Here is a 19,474-nt window from a genome sequence, read left to right as displayed (position 1 = left end):
GCCTACTCCGTCTGCATCCCGAGCTTGCGCAGCATCGCCAGCAGGTCGTCGCGCTGCGCCAGGTAGTCGTCGCGCAGCAGGCCCAGCACATGGGCGTCGAGGAACTGGCCGCCCTTGCGCACATGCGCGCGCAGCAGCCCCTCCTCCTGGAAGCCGAAGCGCTTGTGCATGCGCACCACGCCCGGATTGCTGGTCAGCACCTCACAGCACAGCTTGTTCAGCTTCAGCTCGAGGAAGACGTGATCCAGCACCTTGAGCTCGACCCAGCTGCCGATGCCCTTGCCGCGGAGGTCGCTGGCACCGAGGTAGAAGGCCCAGGAACACTTGCTGTTCTGCTGGTCGATATCGACCAGATTGGCCAGCCCGATCGGCTCGCCGCCGCCCTGGATGATCCAGTAGACCCGCCGCGGATCGTTCAGGATCCGGGCGAACCAGGCATCGTGCTCCGGCCGGGCGATCTCGTGGTCGGTGTATTGGTGGACCGCGACATGCGGCAGGTTGCGCCAGGTGAACATCCGGTCGGAATCTCCCGGCTCCACCCGTCTCAGGCTCAGCATTCCCGCGCTCCCCCGCTCGTCGTCGTCGCCTCTTCTACACCGTCATTGCGAGCGCAGCGAAGCAATCCAGGGGCCGATGCGAACCGGCCCCTGGATTGCTTCGTCGGCTTCGCCTCCTCGCAATGACGAGGAGGCGAAGCCGGCATGCGATCATCCGCTCAGGCCGCGACAGCCCTCCGGCGCTCCTCCACCACATGCTCGGCGATGCGGCCCATCAGCTCCTGCAGATGATCGAAGCGGGCGGTGAAGCTGCCGACACCGAGCGTGACCGAGCGCAGCTCGACCGCCAGGCCGTGCATCTCCGCCTCCGGCAGCTGGCAGTCGATCAGGTCCCAGCCGGTCCAGCCCTCGCGCGCGGTCATGCCGAGGATCTGGCCGCGCCGGCTGGAGACGATGGCGTGCACCTTGGCGGTGTACTCCGCCGGCACCGCGATCGACACCGCCTGGATCGGCTCCAGCAGCACCGGGTCGCAACTGGCCAGCCCCTCGGCCATCGCCATCTGCGCCACGGTGCGGAAGGCCTGGTCGGAGCTGTCGACCGCATGGTGCTGGCCGTCGGTCAGGGCCACGACGAGGTCGACCACCGGGAAGCCCAGCGGGCCGCGATTCATCGCCTCTCGCGCGCCCGCCTCCACCGCCGGGATGTAGTTCTTCGGCACGGCGCCGCCCACCACCTTGTTCTCGAAGGCGAAGCCGGCGCCGCGCGGCTGCGGCCGGATCTCGACCTGGATGTCGGCGAACTGGCCGTGACCGCCGGTCTGGCGCTTGAAGCGGGAATGCTGCTTGGTCGGCCGCCGGATCGTCTCGCGATAGGCGGTGCGGGTCGGCACCGTGGTGACCGCGACGTTGAACCGGCTCTTCAGCCGCTCCACCGCGATCTGCAGCTGGATGTCGCCCTGCCCGGCCAGGGTGAGCTCACCGGTCGCATCGATGTGGTGCACCGACAGCGCCGTGTCCTCCTCGCACAGCTTGGTCAGCGAGGTGGTCAGCTTGACGTCGTCCTTGCGGTCCGACAGCGACAGGGCCACGGCGTGCACCGGCTCCGCCGGCTTCGGCCAGTTCCAGGTCGCCTCGGCGGTGCCGTCGGCACGCAGCGTCTGGCCGGTGGCGAGGTCGTCGAGCCGGGCGGCGCCGACGATCTCGCCGGGGCCGGCCTCGGCCAGCTTCTGGTTCTCGCCGCCCTTCAGCCGATACAGGCCGGAGATGCGGCGGCTGCCGAGATTGCTGTTGTCGGCCAGCCGGCCGCTCCAGATCCGCGCCAGGCTCAGCTTGCCGGTGTGCGGTTGGTGCTGGGTTTTGAACACGGTGGCGGCGAAGCCGCCATGGGCGTCATAGCCCAACCGGGTGGCCGCAGCATCATGCGCCGGGGCCTCGTGGCGCAGGGCCTTCCACAGCCGGGTGACGCCGTTGCCGTGCTCGGCCGAGCCGAAGAACACCGGCACGATCAGGTCCTGCTGCAGGTCGCGGGTCAGCTGGGTGTAGATCTCCTTCGGGGCCGGGATCTTGTCTTCGAGCAGTTGCTCCAGCAGCGCGTCGTCGAAATCGGCGAGGGATTCGAGCAGGGTCTGGCGCGCCTCGTCCTGGCGCGGCTTGATGTCGCCCGGCGCCTCGATCAGGTCGGAGGACTGGTTCTCGCGCCATTTGTAGGCACGGCCGCTGACCAGGTCGACATAGCCGGAGACGCTGTCGCCGTCGCGGATCGGCACCTCGCGCAGCAGCAGCGGCCGGGCCGAGACCTGCTGCAGTGCGGCCAGCAGGTCGCGCATGCGGATGTCGGTCCGGTCCATCTTGTTGATGAACAGGATGTGCGGGATCTCGTGCTCGTCCAGGAAACGCAGCATCGGCGCCAGGATCACGGCACGGTCGGGGTCGGCCTCGGCGACCACCACGGCGATGTCGGCGACCATCAGCGCGGCCATGGCGTCCTGCGCCAGCTCGACCGAGCCGGAGCAGTCGATCAGGGTCCAGTCCTCATCGAGATAGCGGCAGGAGGCCAGGTTCGGCTCGATCGTCATCTGCCGGGCGCGGGATTCGGGCGAGGCGTCGCCCACGGTGTTCTTCTGGGCCACGCTGCCCTTGCGCGGGATCGCGCCGGCGCTGTGCAGCAGCGCCTCCATCAGCGTGGTCTTGCCGCTCGAATACGGACCGACCAGGGCCGCGCAACGGTATCTGGGGGCAGGGCGTTCCTGCGACATGCGCATCCTCCCTTCTGCACGGGCCCGCCGTGCCGACCGGGCGAATGCCCGATCACGCGGGCGCCTTAGGAGGTCAGCATGACACTTCCGCGACGATCGGCCCAGCCCCGATCTGAGGCGGCGGGAACGATCATCCTGAGGAAGTGGGTATTCTAATCCTCGGGCCTGACCCGAGGATCCAGGGGCCATTGAGAGCAGCTCTTTGTGGCCCCTGGATTGCCGGGTCAAGCCCGGCAATGACAACACTGGGGAATGATCAAAAACCGCTCAGCGGATCGACCCTGGCACGAAGGTCGGGACCACCGCGGCCGGGCGGCCCGGCAGGTCCAGCGCGGTCGCCCGCTCCGGCGTGCGGGCGATCACCCGGCCGCCGCGCAGCACCAGCAGGCGCGTGGCCTTCAGCCGCACTGCCTCGAACGGGTCGGCGGCCTGCAGCACCACCAGATCGGCCCGGCAGCCGGGCGCCAGGCCGTAGCCGTCGAGCTCCAGCACCTTCGCCGCATCGGTGGTCACCGCGGCGAAGCAGCGGCCGATGGCGTCGAGCGCGGTCATCTGCCCGACATGCACCGCCATATGCGCCACCTCCAGCATGTCGGCCGAGCCCATCGAATACCAGGGGTCCATGACACAGTCCTGGCCCAGGGCGACGGTGATCCCCGCCGCCATCAGCTCCGGCACCCGGGTCATGCCGCGGCGCTTGGGATAGGTGTCGTGGCGGCCCTGCAGGGTGATGTTGATCAGCGGGTTGGCGATCGCCGCCACCCCGGCCTCACGCATCAGCGGGATCAGCTTCGAGACATAGTAGTTGTCCATCGAATGCATCGACGTCAGGTGCGACCCCGTCACCCGCCCGCCGAGGCCGAGGCGGTGGGTTTCCGCCGCCAGCGTCTCGATGTGGCGGGACAGCGGGTCGTCGCTCTCGTCGCAATGCAGGTCGACCGGCAGCCCCCGCTCCGCCGCGATCTCGCACAGCCGCCGGACCGAGGCGGCGCCGTCGGCCATGGTCCGCTCGAAATGCGGGATGCCGCCGACCACGTCGACGCCGAGGTCGAGCGCGCGCAGCAGGTTCTTCTCCGCACTGGCGGAGCGGAACAGCCCGTCCTGCGGGAAGGCGACCAGTTGCAGGTCGAGATAGGGCGCTACCCGTCGCTTGACCTCCAGCAGCGCCTCGACCGCCAGGAGGCGGTCGTCGCAGACATCGACATGGGTGCGGATGGCCAGCAGCCCCTGCGCCACCGCCAGGTCGCAATAGGCCAGCGCCCGCGCCACCACCGCCTCCTGCGTCAGCTGCGGTTTCAGCTCGCCCCACAGCGCGATGCCTTCCAGCAGCGTGCCGGACCGGTTCATTCGCGGCAGGCCGAGCGACAGGGTCGCGTCGAGATGGAAATGGGAGTCGATGAAGGGCGGCGTCACCAGCCGGCCGGATGCGTCGATCTCCTCCCGCCCCTGCGCCGCCAGGTGCGGCTCGACCGCGGCGATGCGGCCGTCCGCGATACCGATATCGATGCCGGTGCGCCCGTCGGGCAAATTCGCGTTGCGCAGGACGAGATCCATGGCGGGGCTGGCTTTCCGGAATTTCAGTGAGACATCGGCGCCGCCGACGATAGCATGCGTCCAGTGCATGGAAAGACGGGAGAACGCCCATGTTCCACACGACATGGGGCGAGATCCGCCGGGCGCAGCCCGACGAGGCGGAGGCGATCCGGGCCCTGGTCCGCCGCGCCTATGCGAAATGGGTCATCAGCGTCGGCATCGAGCCGAAGCCGATGCGGGCCGACTATGTCCGGGCCCTGGCCGAGCATGAGATCTGGGCGATCGACGGCCTCTATGGCTGCATCGCGCTGATCGAGCTCAAGCCCGAGCCCGACCATCTGCTGATCGTCAATGTCGCGGTCGACCCCGGCCATCAGGGCCGCGGCCTCGGCCGTCGGCTGCTGGACTTTGCCGAGCGCGAGGCGCAGCGCCGCAGCCTGACCGAGCTGCGGCTCTACACCAACATCCGGATGTCCGAGAACCGCGCGCTCTACGCATCGCGCGGCTATCAGGAGACGCATCACGAGCAGCGCGGCGAATACACCATCGTGCACATGGCGAAAGCGATCCCCACTCTCTGATGCCCGGGCCGGCCTACAGCACGAAGTCGGCGGCCACGAGGGCGATGCTGCCTGCGAGCTGGATGTGGAAGTCGGTCACCTTGTCGCCGTTGATGTCGCCGGCGATGGTGGTGACGCCGCCATTGATGGCGTAGCGCAGCTGGCCGGCGACGCCGGTGTAGAGGCCGGTGCCGATGAAGGTAAAGGCCTGGTCGCCCGCCACCAGCGTGTTGGCATCCATCAGATGCAGGTCGATCCGGTCGCCCTGGGCATGGCTGAAATCGGTAATCCGGTCGGCATTGGCACCGACCACGCTGTCCGTGGCCGAATTGAAATAGAACCGGTCCGCCCCGGCACCGCCGGTGAGCGTGTCCTTGCCGGCCCCGCCGACGAGGGCGTCGTTGCCGTTCCAGCCCTGGAGCACGTTGTTGCCGGCATTCCCCTCCAGCCCGTCATTGCCCTGGCTGCCGGAGAGGTTCTCGACGGCGATCAGGGTGTCGCCCTGCGCGTCGCCGCCGGCGCCCTTGCCGGTGACCAGGCTGACCGAGATCCCGACCGAGCTCTCGTAATAGCTGGCCGTGTCGGTGCCGGCGCCGCCGTCGAGCACATCGGCTCCCGCCCCGCCGCGGAGCACGTCGTTGCCGTCCATGCCGTTGAGCGTGTCGTTCCCGGCCATGCCGTTGAGTGTGTCGTTCCCGCCGTAGCCGGACAGCACATTGGCCACGGCCGACCCGGTCAGCGTGTCGTTGAAGCCGACGGTGCCGACGATGTTCTCGATATCGCTGCCGATGACGTCGCCCTGGGCGTCGCCGCCGGAGGCGGTCAGCGTTGTCAGGTTGACCGTGACGCCGGCCGGGCCGTCATAGTTGATGGTGTCGATGCCGGCGCCCCCGCTCAGATGATCCGCCCCGGCGCCGCCGTTGAGGAAGTCGTCCCCGTCGCCGCCGCTGAGCGTGTCGTTTCCGGCCTGGCCGTTCAGGACATCCGTACCGGCCCCGCCGGTGAGGACATTGGCGGCAGCCGAGCCCGTCAGGGTGTCGGCAAAGGCGGTCCCCTGGATGTTCTCGATGTCGTTGCCGACGGTGTCGCCCTCGGCCTCGCCGCCGGCGGCGGTCAGTGCGGTCAGGTCCACCGTCACCCCGGCGCTGCCGCCATAGACGATGGTGTCGACGCCGGCACCGCCGATCAGCGCGTCCGCCCCGGCACCACCATTGAGGACATCGTTGCCGGCACCACCGTCGAGCGTGTCATTGCCGGCCAGGCCGTTGAGCGTGTCGTTGCCGCCATTGCCCGACAGCGTGTTGCCGAACTGCGACCCGGTCAGCACGTCGTTGAAGCCGTTCGTGCCCTGGATGTTCTCGATGTCGATGTTGATCGTGTCGCCCTGGGCGTCGCCGCCGATGCCGGCGCCGCCGATGGTCACCGTCACACCGGCCGGGCCGTTGTAGACGATGGTGTCGATGCCGGCGCCGCCGCTCAGCGAATCCGCGCCGGCGCCGCCTTCGAGGGTGTCGTTGCCACTGACGCCGTCCAGGGTGGTGGCGCCGCCATAGAGCACGTCGTTGCCGGCGCCGCCGCGGAGCACGTCGTTGCCGGCGCCGCCGTCGAGGTTGTCGTTCCCGCCCATCCCGTCGATCGTGTCGGCGCCGCCCCGGCCGAGGATCACGTTGGCGACGGCGGATCCGACCAGGGTGTCGGCGAAGCCGTTCGAGCCCTCGATGTTCTCGATGTCGTTACCGATCACGTCGCCCTGGGCGTCGCCGCCCGAGGCGGTCAGCGCCGTCAGGTTGATCGAGACGCCGGCGGTGCTGAAGAAATAGGTGATCTGGTCGATGCCGGCACCGCCGCTCAGCGTGTCCGCGCCGGCATCCCCGCGCAGGATGTCGTCGCCGTCGCCGCCGCGCAGGATGTCGGTGCCTGCGCCGGCCGTGAGGGTGTCGTTGCCGGCCCCGCCGTCGAGCAGGTCGTTGCCCGGGCCCGAGGCGTCGCCCGAGACCAGGACGTCATCGCCGTCGAGGCCGTAGAGGGTGTTGTTGCCGGCGCCGCCGACCAGCCTGTTGGCGGCCGCCGAGCCGGTCAGGGTGTCATCGAAGGCCGAGCCGGTGACGTTCTCGATATCGGCGCCGACCTTGTCGCCCTGGGCGTCACCACCGCTGCCGGTGCCGCCGATCGCGACGGTCACGCCGGCGGCGCTGGCGCCGTAATCGGCGGTGTCGATTCCGGCGCCGCCGTTCAGCACATCCGCCCCGAGCCCGCCGCGCAGCGTATCGTTTCCGTCGCCGCCGTTCAGCGTGTCCACGCCGGCCAGGCCGTTGAGGATGTCATTGCCGCCGAGGCCGTTGATCGTGTCGTTGTTCGCCGTGCCGTCGAGAATATCGGCGCCCGCATCGCCGTTGATGACCGCCATGATGAATCCCTGATCCGAAAACGAGAATTTTGTCGTCGGATCCTGCCGGAAAACGACACTAATGACCGTTCGTTTTGCAGTTATTTTGTTGCGCGCTTCCTGGTCGGGCCCGGTCCGGGCGGCGATCTCAGTAAGCGCCGGAACGGACGAAGAACACGCGCGGGGTCATCACCAGCAGGGCCATGTCGCGCCAATAGGACCAGCGTCGGACATACTCGACATTGAGCCGGATCCGGGTCTCGTAGTCGGTGTCGCTGCGGCCATAGATCTGCCAGGCGCCGGTCATGCCGGGCCGGACGCTGTGATAGTAGCGGATCGCTGCGCCCCAGCGCTCCTGCTCCTCCTCATACATCGGCCGCGGGCCGACCAGGCTCATCTCGCCCTTCAGCACGTTGAACAGCTGCGGCAGCTCGTCGAGGCTGGTCTTGCGCAGAAAGCGGCCGATCGCGGTCACCCGCGGGTCCTTCTTCAGCTTGAAGCCGGATTCCCACTCGCGCCGCATCTCGGGGTTCTTCTGGAGAAGGTCCGCCAGCAGCTTGTTCGCGTTGGGAACCATGGTCCGGAACTTGTGGCAGTAGAAGATCCTGCCGTCGCGTCCGACGCGCCGATCGCTGTAGAAGACGCCCCGGCCCGATCGCCGGATCATGATGGCGCAGGCCAGGAACAGCGGTGCAAACAGCGCCAGCAGCGCGACCGAAAGCACCACGTCGGTGACGCGCTTCGCCGCCACGGCGGCACGGGAACCGGGCAACGCCCTCGAGGCCGTGGCCTCAGCCACGCTGACCGGGATATCGGACGGCATCGCAAATCCCCCACCAAGACACGACACTCACGAACCACGCCCGCGGCTCCGTCGCCAGCGCCGCGGTCCGACCGCCGCCCTGAGGACGGCAATTCGCGCCCCCCATGCTGGAGGGCCGGCCGAGCGAGAGAGGCCATGTCAGGCAATCCCCGCAATGCCTGAACAACCCAGGCACGACCTCGTTCCCTTTTTCCCGAGAGCCGCTGGGATCTCAATCCCCCAGAATTGAGGGGAGCCATGGCGGATCCGTCGCGACGGAGAAAGCGCACCGCCAGCGATGTCGCCACCGATGGGGGTTCGCTGCAGGCAGGCCACTCAGCCGCCGATCGCGCCGCAGAGCAGCGCCAGGGCGACAGCCTCGGCGCGGCTGCCCGCCCCGAGCTTGCGCATCGCCGAGGCGACGTATTCGTTGACGGTGTAGACCGACAGCGACAGCTGGCGCGCGGTCTCCTTGCTCGACGCGCCGCGGGCGATCCAGCCCAGGCAGTCGCATTCGCGCGGGGTCAGGGGGGATGCCGGGCGCTGCGCCTCGGGCTCGGACGCGCCTCCGGCGGCGGCCAGCCCGCGCTCGATGCGCAACGCCCGGCCGAGATGCGGCCCGATCGCCCGCAGCACCCGGAGTTGCTCGTCATCCCAGTTCGGCCGCCGCAGCGGCCGCCAGACCGACAGCATCGCCGACAGGTGGCCACGGTCGAAATCCACCCAGTACAGGCCGTGATCCTTGCCCTGCGGGTGCATGAAGTCGTTGTAGAACTCGGTGCGCCGGTATTCGGCATCCGAAATCAGCGCCGAATGGACGAAGGCCGTGCCGGGCTGCAGCCGCGGCAGCAGGGGCAGCAGCGGCAGCAGCCGGTGGTAGTGCGCCTGGTAGCGCGCGACATAGTCCGGGTCGGTCTCGGTCGCCAGCGTCGCTGGCCCCGGCGTCGCCGGGGCCAGCCGGCGCAGGACCACGGCCTCGCCACCCAGGGCGTCGCCGAGGCGGCGCAGCACATCTGGCCAGTCCTCGTTGCCGATGCCGGCTTCATAGACAAGGTCGATCAGCCCGAGGACGTGCTGTTCGTCCGGCCGGGCGAAGGAAGACGGCACATCGACCATCGGCCGGATGGCCGACTCGCCGATGAAACGGCCTTGCATCGGGTTCCCCTCTCATCTCGCCAAAGCTGGCGCTGCACATGCCGTGCATACAATGATAATGGATCGGACCGGTCCCTGTCGCGGTGACGGAACGCACACCCCGGAATTCGTTGGGAAATCTTAAAACAGGGCGTCCAGCGGCCGAGGCCGGCCGACGGCGAAGCCCTGCGCCTGGTCGATCCCCATGGCCCGCACCAGCGCCAGGGTTTCCTCATCCTCGACCTGCTCGGCCACGGTGACGGTGCCGAGGCGGTGGCCGATCGCATTGATCGATTCGACGATCACCCGGTCGACCGCGCTGGTGGTGATCTGCCGGATGAAGCCGCCGTCGATCTTCAGCCCGTCGACCGGGAACTGCCGCAGATAGGCGAAGGAGCTGAGGCCGCTGCCGAAATCGTCCAGCACCACCGCGCAGCCGGCGGCGCGCACCTTGGCGACGAAACGGCTCGCCGCCGCCAGGTTGTTGATCACCGCGGTCTCGGTGATCTCGAAATGCAGCCGGCCGGGATTCAGCCCCGAGGCCGCCAGCTCCTCCTTCAGGAATGGCCACAGGAACGGGTCGTCCAGCGTGTTGGCCGACAGGTTGATGCCGATCGACAGGCCCGGCGCCGCCCGCAGCTGCGGGCCGTAGCCGTGCAGCGCGGTGCGGATCACCCAGCGGTCGATGTTGCCCATCAGGTCGTACCGTTCCGAGGCGGGGATGAATCCCGACGGCTCGACCATCTGTCCCTTGTCGTCCTGCATCCGCAGCAGGATCTCGACATGCCGCGCCGCGGCGTGCCCGGGCCGGAGGTCGCGGATCTCCTGCGCGAACAGGCGGAACCGGTCGGCCTCGATCGCGTCGCGGATGCCGGCGGCGACCTGGATCTCGCGCCGGTGGCGCTGGGCCGCGCTGCCGTCGCCGCCATAGACCGAGACCTGGCTGCGGCCGGCCGTCTTGGCGGTGTAGCAGGCGACGTCCGCCTGGCTCAGCAGCTCATCCGCCCGGGTCCCGTCGGCGGTGACCGCGGTCAGGCCGACGCTGGCGCCGATCTGATAGGACTTGTCGTCCCAGGTGAAGCGCAGCTCGGCCACCGCGCGGATGAACTGGCGGGCGATGGTGACGCCGTCATCGACCGAGCAGTCGCGCAGCAGCATGGCGAACTCGTCGCCGCCGAGGCGGGCGACCAGGTCCCGGCCGCGGCTGTGGCGGCGCAGCAGGTTGGCGACGTCGCGCAGCAGCGCGTCACCGGCGGCGTGGCCGGCGCCGTCATTGACGATCTTGAAGCGGTCGAGGTCCATGAAGCACAGCACATGCCGCCGCCCGTCCCGGCGCGACTGGTCGCAGGCCTCGCGCAGCGCCCGCTCGAAGGCGACGCGGTTGGGCAGGCCGGTCAGGCTGTCATGGGTGGCGGAATGGGCCAGGGCCTGCTGCAGCGTGCGATCGCGGGTGACGTCCTGGAACACCAGCACCGCGCCGATCACCTCGCCCGAGGCGGTGCGCACCGGCGCCGCCGAATCCCGGATGTGGCGCCGCTCCCCGCCCCGCGCCAGCAGGATGACGTCTGTGTCGAGATAGTAGGGCTGCATCCGGGCCAGGCAGGATTCGACGGGGTCGGGCACGGCGTGGCCAGCCTCGTCGATCAGGCGGAAGACCTGGTACAGGGGGCGGCCCATCGCCTCCTCCGCCGACCAGCCGGTCATCTGCTCGGCGGCCGGGTTCATGAAGGTGACGCGGGCCAGCGAGTCGGTCGAGACCACCGCGTCGCCGATCGAGTGCAGCGTGACCCGCAGCCGCTCCTTCTCCTCGAACAGCGCCTCGGCCAGCTCGACATGGTCGGTGATGTCCCAGTTCATCCCGACCGCATGGTTCGGCCGGCCGTCGGGATGGCGGATCACCCGCGCCAGCGACCGGATGTGGCGGATGGCGCCGGACCGCTGCCGCCGGATGCGGAAATCCATGCTGAACAGCGAGGTGCGCTCGACGGCCTCGTCATAGCCGCGCATCACCCGCGGCACATCGTCGGGATGAAGATAGCCGAGCCACGCCTCCAGCGTCCCGTCATAGTCGCCCGGCGCGACTTCGTAGAGCGCATGCATCTGGTCGTCCCAGCTGTAGTGCCCGGCCGCGAAGTCGAGCTCGAAGATACCCGCTCCGGCCCCCTCGATCGCCAGTTGCAGGCGCTGGTTCAGCGCACGGATCGCATCCTCGCCCTGCTTGCGCTCGGTGATGTCGGTGTGGGTGCCGATGATGCGCCGCGCCCGGCGGTCCCCATCGCGCTCGACGACCTTGCCGCGGTCGAGGATCCAGCGCCAGGAGCCGTCCCTGGTCCGCATCCGGTGCTCGAGCACGAAATCGGGCGACCGGCCGGCCAGGTGATCGTTGATGATCGCCCAGCAGCGCGGCAGATCCTCCGGATGCACCCGTTCCGACCAGTCGCCGACGGTGACTCCGACCTCGTCATCCCGATAGCCCAGCATCGCCTTCCACTGCGGCGAGTAGAAGACGCGGCCGGTGTCGATATCCCAGTCCCAGATGCCGTCGCCGGCGCCGTCGAGCGCGAACTGCCAGCGCGCCTCGCTGCGGCGCAGGGCGGCCTCGGCCGACTTCACCTCGGTCAGGTCGCGCGAGGTGCCGATCAGGCCGATGATGACGCCGCGCTCGTCCCGCAGCGGCACCTTCGCCGAGGAGTAGGTCCGGGCGGTTCCGGCGACCACCGCGGTCTCCTCGGTGGTGAGGGCCTCGCCGCCCTCGAGCACGCGGCGGTCGTTCTCGACCAGCGCCCGCGCGGTCTCGGGCGGGAAGATCTCGGCATCGGACCGGCCGATGATCTCGATCCCGGCCCGGGCCATGACCGTCTCGACCGCAGGGTTGACCAACAGATAGCGGCTGTGGAGGTCCTTGACGTAGATCAGGTCGGGCGTCCCGTTCATCACTGCCTGCAGCAGCGCCAGGGTCTCGCGCAGCTGCCTGCTGCGCTCGACATCCTCGGTGATGTCCCAGCAGGCGCCCAGGCCACGCAGCAGGGTGCCGTCGGGCGCGTAGGTCAGCCGGATCGAAGCGCGGATATGGCGGGTCGTGCCCGAGGCCTGGTGCAGGACCCGGTAATCGACGCGGTACTGCGGGACCTGATCGCGTTCCGCGGCCTCATGGATGTCGGTGACCCGCACCACATCCTCCGGCGGCAGCAGATGGCGGAAGCCGTCGGGCGTGCGGTCAAAGCCGTCCCGCGTCGTCCCGTGCAGCTCGTAGGTCCGATCGTCCCAGAGGCGTTCGCCGGTGGTGAAATCGACCTCGAAGATGCCGACCCCGCCGGCGTCCAGCGCGACCTCCAGCCGCTCGTTCAGGGCGGATTGGCGGGCCTCCGCCTGCTTGTGGTCGGTGATGTCCCAGTTGGTGCCGACCGCGCGCAGCGGCGTGCCGTCGGAGGCCCGGATCACCCGGGCCAGCGAGCGGACATGCCGGATCCCGCCCGAGAGGCGGTGCAGGATCCGGTAATCGGCCTGGTAGAGCGAGGTCTCCTGCAGCGCGATCTCGTATTGCCGCATCGCATGCGGGATGTCGTCGGGATGGATCAGCCGCAGCCACCCGTCCAGCGTGCCGTCAAAGCCGCCCCAGGGCAGGCCGTACAGGCCGTGCATCCGCTCGTCCCAACGGTAGCGGCCGGTGGCGAAATCCAGCTCGTAGATGCCGACCCCGCCGGCCTCGATCGCGACCTGCAGCCGTTCGGTCACCTCGGCCAGCTGCGCCTCGATCTCCTTCTCGCGGGAGATATCGACGATCGTGCCGATCATCCGCTGGATGCTGCCATCGGCGGCGCGCTCGACCACCCGGCCGCGGCTGAGCACCGAGATCCATCGCCCGGTGACGTGGTGCCGAAGCCGGTAGACCGCGTCGAACTCGGCGTCGCCCCGGCTTCGCACCCGCTCGGTCGCCTCGGCCACCCGGTCGCGGTCGTCGGGATGCATCTTGCTCAGCCACAGGCTGATGTGGTGGACCCGCTCCTCCTCCGGCAGGCCCAGCAGCTCCTGCCATTGCGGCGATACCCAGACCATGCCGGTCGGCACGTGGAAGTCCCAGACCACCTGGCGGGACCCCTGCAGGGCGTGGTTCCAGCGTTCCTCGGACGCGCTGAGCGCCGCCTCAGCCTGCTTCTGCGGTCCGATGTCGATGATCTGCAGCAGGTAATGACCCGGCGGGGCGCCGGCCGCATCGCGCAGGGCGGAGGCGGTGACCATGCCCCAGAAGACCTCGCCGGTCTTCCGGACGTAGCGCCGCTCGGCCCGCGGGGTCTCGATGTCCCCACGCCGCAGCGCCTCGAGGCCGGCCTGCACCGCCGCGCGGTCGTCGGGATGGACGATGTCGTCGACGGTGCGGCCGATGCACTCCTCGGCGCGGTAGCCGAACATGGCGCAGAAGGCGGCGTTGACATACAGGCAGCGTCCGTCCGCCCCCGCGATCGCCATGCTGACCGCCGCCTGGTCGATGACCCGGCGCAGCAGGGCGACGCTGCCGGGAAGGACGGGGGCGCCTGGGCTCCGCCCTGGACTATCGTTCATGTGACATCAATGCTCGGCGGCCGGGGCACTCGTAAAAGGCACGGCCTCACGATAAGCCGATCTCGCGAATGACGGAATTCCGGAGCGGATGATGGATGTGACGATGCGGCCGGCGGAGGCCGGCGACCTGCCCGCGATCCTGCGGCTGCTGGCGGACGACCCGCTGGGCAAGAACCGCGAGGCGGCGGTCGAGGCGCCCTACCAGGCCGCCTTCGCCGCGATCGCCGCCGACCCGAACCACGAGATGGTGGTGGCCGAACTGGACGGGCGGGTGGTCGGCTGCTTCCAGCTCAGCTTCATACCCGGCCTGTCACGCCGCGGCGCCTGGCGGGCGCAGATCGAATCCGTGCGCATCGACTCGGCGCTGCGGGGCCGGGGCGCCGGCCGGGCGATGATGGAATGGGCCATCGCCCGGGCCCGTTCGCGCGGCTGCGCCCTGGTGCAGCTGACCACCGACAAGCGCCGGCCCGACGCCCACCGCTTCTATGCCCGGCTCGGCTTCGTCGCCAGCCATGAGGGCATGAAGCTGGAGCTGTGAAGGCCTCGTACCAGCGACCCGAATGCCCTAGACACTGAAGAGCTAGTCTTTCAGATCGGCCCCTGGATGGCCACGGCGCTTCGCGCCTCGCCATGACGAAAAGAGGCCGGAGGGCCGATCTGAAAGACTAGCTCTTCAGTGTCTAGGGCTGGACCGGCTGCGCCGCACCCTGCGCCGCCGCGCCCTGCTGATACGCCGCCTGGAAGGCCTGCAGCTCGGACAGGTCGATATCGGCCACCGCCCAGAACTCCAGTCCCGACCGCACCCAGTGCAGCAGGCGGTACCCCTCCTCCGTCTCCGCCGCCGGGGCACTGTCGGCGGCGCCCGGGTTCGGCCAGACGAACAGGTTGACGACGTGCCCGCCACCATGGCGGTAGACCAGCGCCGCCACCACCCGGCGGTCGAGATAGTCGAGCCGCCCGCCCGCCAGCGGGAAGCCCTGCGCCGCAAGGTCGACCACCGGCGGGGCGGCGTCGATCTTGCCGACGAACCAGGGCTTGACCGTGTGGCGGTCGGAGGACGGCACGTCGACCAGGTGCTCGGCCAGCAGCGACCGGACATGGCTGTCGACCAGCTGCCGGGCCAGGTCGTCGCCGCCGCGCGGCAGGACCAGCACCAGCAGCAGCGCCATGGCCAGCGCCGCCGCGCCCACCCCGCCCAGGGCCCCACCCAGGCGCCAGTCGCCGAGCAGGCGCCGCCACCAGGGCACCGCAGGGGACTGCAGCGCCGCCTCGAGCTTGCGGCGCAGCGCGTCGGGGGCGCGGTCGCGCATCTCCGGCCGGCGCAGCGCCGCGCGGATGGCCTGCTGCCGCCGGTACTCCGCGGCGCAGGCGGGGCATTCCTTCAGATGCGCCTCGAAGGCCAGGGCGCCGACGACATCCAACTCGCCGTCCAGCATGCCGTGCAGCAGGACCGATTTGTCGGGGCAGCTCATGGCGCCTCCTCCTCCTGGCGGGCCAGCCAGGCGCGCTTCACCAGCAGCCGGGCCCGGGCCAGCCGCGACATCACCGTGCCGATCGGCACCTCCGTCACCTCGGCGATCTGCTGATAGGACAGGTCGCTCATCTCCCGCAGCACCAGCACCTCGCGGAACGGTTCCGGCAGCGCCTCGACCAGGGCGCGCACCACCGCCGCCTCGTCGATCCGGATCAAGGCCGCCTCCGGATCCTCCGGCGTCTGGCCCCAGGGGTCGGCGGTGGCCTCGGCCGCCGCCTCCTCCGGGTCCGGCAGCGGCTCGCCCTGCTGCGCGCGCCGCGCCCGCAGCCAGGCATAGAAGCAGTTGCGCAGGATCGCCAGCAGCCAGGGCCGCGGGTCGCCGCCGCTGAAGCCGTCGAAATAGCGCAAGGCCCGGGCGAAGGCCTCCTGCACCAGGTCGTCCGCATCCGCCGCGCTGCGGGTCAGGTAGCGGGCCAGGGTGTAGGCGTCGTCCAAGCAGGGCAGCACCGTCTCCCGGAACCGCGTCGCCGCATCCTTTGTCCCGCGCATCGGTGTCTCCCCGCCGGGACGGGCCGCGCGACGCGACCCGCCCCGAAGCCGAGCATCCTCCCGCCCCGCCGCGGCGTCGAGCGGCCTGATCAGGTGGAGGCGGGTCACGGCGTCACGGTGATCCGCCCGGTCATATGCGGATGCAGGCTGCAGAAATACTGGACCGTGCCGGGCTTCGCCAGGGTGGTGGTGAAGCTGTCACCGGTGTCGAGGGCCTTGGAGCGGAAGCTTTTGTCCGTGGCCACGACCGTGTGCGGGATGTCGTCGCCATTGGTCCAGGTGACGGTGGTTCCGACCGGCACGGTGATCTCGGCCGGGCTGAAGGTGAAGTTGTCGATCTTGATGGTGACCGGCTGCGGCGCGGCCTGGGCAGCGCCCAGGCCGACCAGCAGGGCGAGGGCAACCCCGGCGGCGGCGCGCCGGGGAAACAGGAAGTTCATTCTCGATCTCCGGATGTCGGGAAAATCCGCTCAGGACGCGAGCGGCGAGTCAGTCAGCGCGAGGTGCTTGCTGCCGTGCCGGACCTCGATGCTGGTGGTCCCGAGCACCTTGCGCAGCTGGTCGTCCGGCACCTTCATCGGGCCGGCCGAGGGCGCGGTGCCCGGCGCCGGCTGGGGGAAGGCGGTCGACATGGCGGTGTGGAAGACGACGTTGCCCTCGACCTTCTGGATGATCTGGTGGATATGGCCGTTCAGGACGGTGACCGAGCCGAAGCGCTTCAGGTAGGACAGGGCCTTGGCGCCGTCCTCCGTCCCCCAGCCCCAATCCTGGTAGACGAGCCAGAGCGGGATATGGGCGAAGACGACGATCGGCGTGCTGGCCGACTTGCCGCGCAGGTCGTCCTCGAGCCATTCGAGCTGCTCGTCCCCGAGATTGCCGAGGCCGCCGGCTTTGAGGTTGACGACGTTGACCAGGCCGATGAAGTGCACGCCGTCGGAGTCGAAGCTGTACCAGCCGGCGCCCTTGCTGCCGCGGCCGTAGCGGTCGAGATAGGCCTTGCCCATCTCGTCATCGAGCAGGTCGTGCTCGCCGGGGACATAGTGCACCGGCAGGCCGGCGCCGCCGATCACCTGGTCGGCGTCGTCGAACTCCTTCGGCTTCGACAGATGGCTGATGTCACCCGTGTGGATCAGGAATTCGGGCTTCTTCTGCAGGGTGCCGATGCGCGTCACCGCCTCCTGCAGGGTCCCGAGCGCGTTCGGATTCGCCGGCTTGTCGAAGCCGACATGGCTGTCGCTGAGCTGCAGGAAGGTGAAGCCCGACGGCTCCGCCGCCATCGCCTCGCCGACGATGCCGAGCGAGCGCGGCACGCCGCCGCTCAGCCCCCACAGCACGCCGGTGCCGGCCCAGACCATGCACGTCAGGGCGCCGCGGCGGTCCATGCCGTCCGGCCGTTCGTCCTTGTCGCCACCCATCATGACGGAATCTCCTGTGCGGACGGGATCGTCCGCTGGGGGAGATCACAGGCCGGCCGGGTTTATTCCCGGGAAACATCGATCCTTGTTTCGGCTAGGCTGTGCCCCTCGGAACACTGCCGGTGCCTGCCATGCCGTCCTCGCCGCTCGTGCCGGAGCTCTATGTCTCGGAGATCGGCCGCAGCCGCCGCTTTTACACCGGCGTGCTCGGCTTCGCCCTGCTGTATGACCGGCCGGAGGAGCGCTTCGCCTATCTGGTGCGCGAGGGCGCGGCCCTGATGCTGGAGCAGCCGGCCGATCCGGCACGCACCTGGCTGGCCGGGCCGCTGGAGCCGCCCTATGGCCGCGGCGTCAACCTGCAGATCGCGGCCGCGGATCTCGGCCCGCTCCATGCCGCGGTGCTGGCGGCGGGGGCACCGCTGCTGCTGCCGCTGGAGGAGCGCTGGTACCGTCGCGACTCCCTGCTTCTCGGCCAGCGCCAGTTCGTCGTGCAGGACCCGGACGGCTATCTGCTGCGCTTCTGCCAGGATCTCGGCTCGCGGCCGGCTCCGGACGGAGGTGGCTGAGTGTCCGGCCACCCGGGCGCCGGATCTCGCCGCCCGCTTCGGCCGCGACACCGCCTCGTTCAAGGCCGATGTCCGCAAGCTGAAGGCGCTGGGCCTGACCGAGAGCCTGGAGGTCGGCTACCGCCTGTCGCCCCGCGGCCGCGCCCTGCTGGAGCGGATCGGCGGATAGCGCACCGGCTGTCACGATGCCCAGCCCTCACCGTCATTGCGAGCGCAGCGAAGCAATGACGGTGTTGGGAGTTCTAAACAGGTTCAGCAGGAATTCGATCCGACGCCCGGCCGTCATTTCGCCATTGTCGGCGGCGATCATCGGGCTCGGGACGACCCTGTGGTGACCGGCCGGGAGGGACGAGATGACGGGGACGCGTTACGGAATCCTGGGCGCCACGGCCTTGCTCGCCTTGGCGGCATCGCCGCCGGCGCGGGCCCAATGCGTCGAATGCGCGACGCAGATGTTGAACTCCACCATCCAGAGCAACATCACCCAGGGCATCTACGACGACATGAACCGCCAGACTCGCCAGCGCGACGAGGAGAGGCGGCAGAGAGATGCGGCCGGCGCCGGAACGGCGGCTTCCGCCTCGCTCGAGGATCGGGTGATGGACGCGGTGATGGCGCCGCTGCTGGTGGAGGCCAATCGCCGGGTCGCGACCGACGGCAAGGCCGCCGCCGAGGCCTGGTACGTCGCCGCGGGCCGCGAGCTCGGCGGCCAGGCCGGCAGCCTGATGCCCGAATACCGGCGCCGCGTCGCGGCCGACGGCCAGGCCAGCGCCGAGTCCTGGTATGTCGCCGCCGCCGGCGATCTCAGCCGCCGCTATATCCAGAGCGGGCGCTGACCCCGCCCTCGACGTCCGAGTCCCGACACCCCCGGCCTTGACGCCCCGGCCTTGACGCCCTGAGGCCCTGCCCGCATGGTCGCGCCATCTTCGGTCAGACTCGGCGGGGCCCCTTGGACGACCCGAGCCCAAGCGAGAGCGGACCGGCCGGGCTGACGCTGCGGCCGGCCACGGATGCCGATGCCGGGACCCTGGCGGCGATCCACCGCCGGGCCCGCGAGTCGGCCGCGATCCCGAACCTGCACAGCCGCACCTCCGTCCGCCGCTTCCTGCTGCGCACCATCCGGCTGTCGCGGGTGGTGATCGCCTGCCGCGACGGCGTGCCCGTGGGCTATGCCGCGCTCCACAATGGCTGGCTGGACCAGCTCTACATCCACCCCGACCACCACCGCCTCGGCATCGGCACCGTGCTGCTGGCCTGGGCCCGGCGCGACAGCCCCGGCCTGCGGCTCTACTGCTTCGCCCACAACGCCCGCGCCCGCGCCTTCTACGGCTCGCATGGCGGCCGGATCCTCAGCGAGGGCGACGGCTCCGACAACGAGGAAGGCCTGCCCGACCTCCTCATCGGCTTCCCTGAAACCTAAGGATTCTCCGGCAAGCCTCAGATTTCCATGCTGAATCCGCATGCGGAATGACCTGTGGTTGCGCAAATCCGCGCTTGCGCACGCCACGGAACTGACACAATATGTGGGGGCTTGGTACGGTGAACCACCCACGGATAGGGCCAGCCACAAGAGGCGATCCGGTCCCGATTCTGTCGGATGCGACTCCGCCCCCGGCTCCGGGAATCGCGGAGTTCCGCGGCTCACGGAAAGTATCCGCAAGTTCTTCACTGGAAATTCACTGATCTTTCCACTGAGTTATCCACAGAGAGAGCAAAATTCTGAATTACAATACTTGTTTTTGA

17 protein-coding genes are annotated in these 19,474 nt (G+C 69.6%); 6 read left to right on the top strand and 11 right to left on the bottom strand.

Going from position 1 to position 19,474, the window contains the following annotated elements:
- Positions 1–2: 2 nt before the first annotated feature.
- From pseH to BWR60_RS13195, 3 genes are all read right to left on the bottom strand, one after another.
- The gene (gene pseH, locus BWR60_RS13205) at positions 3–557 is read right to left on the bottom strand and encodes a UDP-4-amino-4,6-dideoxy-N-acetyl-beta-L-altrosamine N-acetyltransferase (RefSeq protein ID WP_088151488.1); all 555 of its coding nucleotides are present in this window, start codon (positions 555–557) and stop codon (positions 3–5) included.
- A 158-nt stretch (positions 558–715) separates the two neighbouring features.
- A complete protein-coding gene (locus tag BWR60_RS13200) occupies positions 716–2,752 on the bottom strand; it encodes an elongation factor G (RefSeq protein ID WP_343216401.1) in 2,037 nt (678 codons plus the stop codon).
- A gap of 267 nt (positions 2,753–3,019) precedes the next feature.
- On the bottom strand, positions 3,020–4,306 hold the full coding sequence (locus BWR60_RS13195) for an amidohydrolase family protein (RefSeq protein ID WP_088151486.1): 1,287 nt from the start codon (positions 4,304–4,306) through the stop codon (positions 3,020–3,022).
- An 89-nt stretch (positions 4,307–4,395) separates the two neighbouring features.
- Here BWR60_RS13195 and BWR60_RS13190 point away from each other — a divergent pair, with 89 nt between their 5' ends.
- Positions 4,396–4,866, top strand: coding sequence for a GNAT family N-acetyltransferase (locus BWR60_RS13190; protein ID WP_088151485.1), 471 nt, complete (start codon positions 4,396–4,398; stop codon positions 4,864–4,866).
- A gap of 13 nt (positions 4,867–4,879) precedes the next feature.
- On the opposite strand, the gene BWR60_RS13185 is transcribed toward BWR60_RS13190, so the two are convergent.
- From BWR60_RS13185 to BWR60_RS13170, 4 genes are all read right to left on the bottom strand, one after another.
- A complete protein-coding gene (locus BWR60_RS13185; protein ID WP_088151484.1) occupies positions 4,880–7,252 on the bottom strand; it encodes a beta strand repeat-containing protein in 2,373 nt (790 codons plus the stop codon).
- Positions 7,253–7,379: 127 nt separating this feature from the next.
- Entirely contained in the window at positions 7,380–8,003 is a 624-nt protein-coding gene (locus BWR60_RS13180; protein WP_230983041.1) for a sugar transferase, read from the bottom strand.
- 366 nt (positions 8,004–8,369) lie between these two features.
- Entirely contained in the window at positions 8,370–9,188 is an 819-nt protein-coding gene (locus BWR60_RS13175) for a helix-turn-helix domain-containing protein (protein WP_088151482.1), read from the bottom strand.
- A gap of 120 nt (positions 9,189–9,308) precedes the next feature.
- Positions 9,309–13,727, bottom strand: coding sequence for a PAS domain-containing protein (locus BWR60_RS13170; protein ID WP_088151481.1), 4,419 nt, complete (start codon positions 13,725–13,727; stop codon positions 9,309–9,311).
- A gap of 91 nt (positions 13,728–13,818) precedes the next feature.
- On the opposite strand from BWR60_RS13170, the gene BWR60_RS13165 reads away from it, so the two are divergent.
- The gene (locus BWR60_RS13165; RefSeq protein ID WP_343216400.1) at positions 13,819–14,265 is read left to right on the top strand and encodes a GNAT family N-acetyltransferase; all 447 of its coding nucleotides are present in this window, start codon (positions 13,819–13,821) and stop codon (positions 14,263–14,265) included.
- 142 nt (positions 14,266–14,407) lie between these two features.
- Here the strand turns inward: BWR60_RS13165 and BWR60_RS13160 are convergent, their stop codons facing one another.
- The 4 genes from BWR60_RS13160 to BWR60_RS13145 form a co-directional block, all read right to left on the bottom strand.
- The gene (locus tag BWR60_RS13160; RefSeq protein WP_088151480.1) at positions 14,408–15,199 is read right to left on the bottom strand and encodes an anti-sigma factor family protein; all 792 of its coding nucleotides are present in this window, start codon (positions 15,197–15,199) and stop codon (positions 14,408–14,410) included.
- Positions 15,196–15,750: a sigma-70 family RNA polymerase sigma factor gene (locus BWR60_RS13155; RefSeq protein WP_088151479.1), complete on the bottom strand. Its 555-nt coding sequence runs from the start codon at positions 15,748–15,750 to the stop codon at positions 15,196–15,198. The genes BWR60_RS13160 and BWR60_RS13155 overlap by 4 nt, the downstream gene beginning before the upstream one ends.
- A 104-nt stretch (positions 15,751–15,854) precedes the next feature.
- Entirely contained in the window at positions 15,855–16,190 is a 336-nt protein-coding gene (locus tag BWR60_RS13150; RefSeq protein ID WP_088151478.1) for a cupredoxin domain-containing protein, read from the bottom strand.
- A gap of 30 nt (positions 16,191–16,220) precedes the next feature.
- Entirely contained in the window at positions 16,221–17,168 is a 948-nt protein-coding gene (locus BWR60_RS13145) for a metallophosphoesterase family protein (protein WP_088151477.1), read from the bottom strand.
- Positions 17,169–17,296: 128 nt separating this feature from the next.
- Here BWR60_RS13145 and BWR60_RS13140 point away from each other — a divergent pair, with 128 nt between their 5' ends.
- The 4 genes from BWR60_RS13140 to BWR60_RS13130 all read left to right on the top strand — a co-directional run bounded on the left by BWR60_RS13140 (position 17,297) and on the right by BWR60_RS13130 (position 19,151).
- The gene (locus BWR60_RS13140; protein ID WP_088151476.1) at positions 17,297–17,731 is read left to right on the top strand and encodes a bleomycin resistance protein; all 435 of its coding nucleotides are present in this window, start codon (positions 17,297–17,299) and stop codon (positions 17,729–17,731) included.
- The gene (locus BWR60_RS37020) at positions 17,724–17,900 is read left to right on the top strand and encodes a hypothetical protein (RefSeq protein WP_179221744.1); all 177 of its coding nucleotides are present in this window, start codon (positions 17,724–17,726) and stop codon (positions 17,898–17,900) included. The genes BWR60_RS13140 and BWR60_RS37020 overlap by 8 nt, the downstream gene beginning before the upstream one ends.
- Before the next feature lie 184 nt (positions 17,901–18,084).
- The gene (locus BWR60_RS13135) at positions 18,085–18,567 is read left to right on the top strand and encodes a hypothetical protein (RefSeq protein ID WP_144445613.1); all 483 of its coding nucleotides are present in this window, start codon (positions 18,085–18,087) and stop codon (positions 18,565–18,567) included.
- A gap of 113 nt (positions 18,568–18,680) precedes the next feature.
- Positions 18,681–19,151 carry a GNAT family N-acetyltransferase gene (locus tag BWR60_RS13130; RefSeq protein ID WP_179221750.1) on the top strand — a complete coding sequence of 157 codons (471 nt, stop codon included), beginning with the start codon at positions 18,681–18,683 and terminating at the stop codon, positions 19,149–19,151.
- Positions 19,152–19,474: the final 323 nt, after the last annotated feature.

It is taken from the genome of Inquilinus limosus, assembly GCF_002195995.1.
In the GTDB taxonomy this organism is placed as follows: Bacteria; Pseudomonadota; Alphaproteobacteria; order DSM-16000; family Inquilinaceae; genus Inquilinus; species Inquilinus limosus_C.
Note: the sequence above shows the minus strand (reverse complement) of the source record. Positions and strands in the feature narration are given on the sequence as shown.

Excerpts from the sequence above, each read along its gene's own strand:
- pseH (WP_088151488.1), bottom strand. The coding sequence starts at position 557 with ATGCTGAGCCTGAGACGGGTGGAGCCGGGAGATTCCGACCGGATGTTC.
- BWR60_RS13200 (WP_343216401.1), bottom strand. The coding sequence starts at position 2,752 with ATGTCGCAGGAACGCCCTGCCCCCAGATACCGTTGCGCGGCCCTGGTC.
- BWR60_RS13195 (WP_088151486.1), bottom strand. The coding sequence starts at position 4,306 with ATGGATCTCGTCCTGCGCAACGCGAATTTGCCCGACGGGCGCACCGGC.
- BWR60_RS13190 (WP_088151485.1), top strand. The coding sequence starts at position 4,396 with ATGTTCCACACGACATGGGGCGAGATCCGCCGGGCGCAGCCCGACGAG.
- BWR60_RS13185 (WP_088151484.1), bottom strand. The coding sequence starts at position 7,252 with ATGGCGGTCATCAACGGCGATGCGGGCGCCGATATTCTCGACGGCACG.
- BWR60_RS13175 (WP_088151482.1), bottom strand. The coding sequence starts at position 9,188 with ATGCAAGGCCGTTTCATCGGCGAGTCGGCCATCCGGCCGATGGTCGAT.
- BWR60_RS13170 (WP_088151481.1), bottom strand. The coding sequence starts at position 13,727 with ATGAACGATAGTCCAGGGCGGAGCCCAGGCGCCCCCGTCCTTCCCGGC.
- BWR60_RS13165 (WP_343216400.1), top strand. The coding sequence starts at position 13,819 with ATGGATGTGACGATGCGGCCGGCGGAGGCCGGCGACCTGCCCGCGATC.
- BWR60_RS13160 (WP_088151480.1), bottom strand. The coding sequence starts at position 15,199 with ATGAGCTGCCCCGACAAATCGGTCCTGCTGCACGGCATGCTGGACGGC.
- BWR60_RS13155 (WP_088151479.1), bottom strand. The coding sequence starts at position 15,750 with ATGCGCGGGACAAAGGATGCGGCGACGCGGTTCCGGGAGACGGTGCTG.
- BWR60_RS13150 (WP_088151478.1), bottom strand. The coding sequence starts at position 16,190 with ATGAACTTCCTGTTTCCCCGGCGCGCCGCCGCCGGGGTTGCCCTCGCC.
- BWR60_RS13145 (WP_088151477.1), bottom strand. The coding sequence starts at position 17,168 with ATGATGGGTGGCGACAAGGACGAACGGCCGGACGGCATGGACCGCCGC.
- BWR60_RS13140 (WP_088151476.1), top strand. The coding sequence starts at position 17,297 with ATGCCGTCCTCGCCGCTCGTGCCGGAGCTCTATGTCTCGGAGATCGGC.
- BWR60_RS13135 (WP_144445613.1), top strand. The coding sequence starts at position 18,085 with ATGACGGGGACGCGTTACGGAATCCTGGGCGCCACGGCCTTGCTCGCC.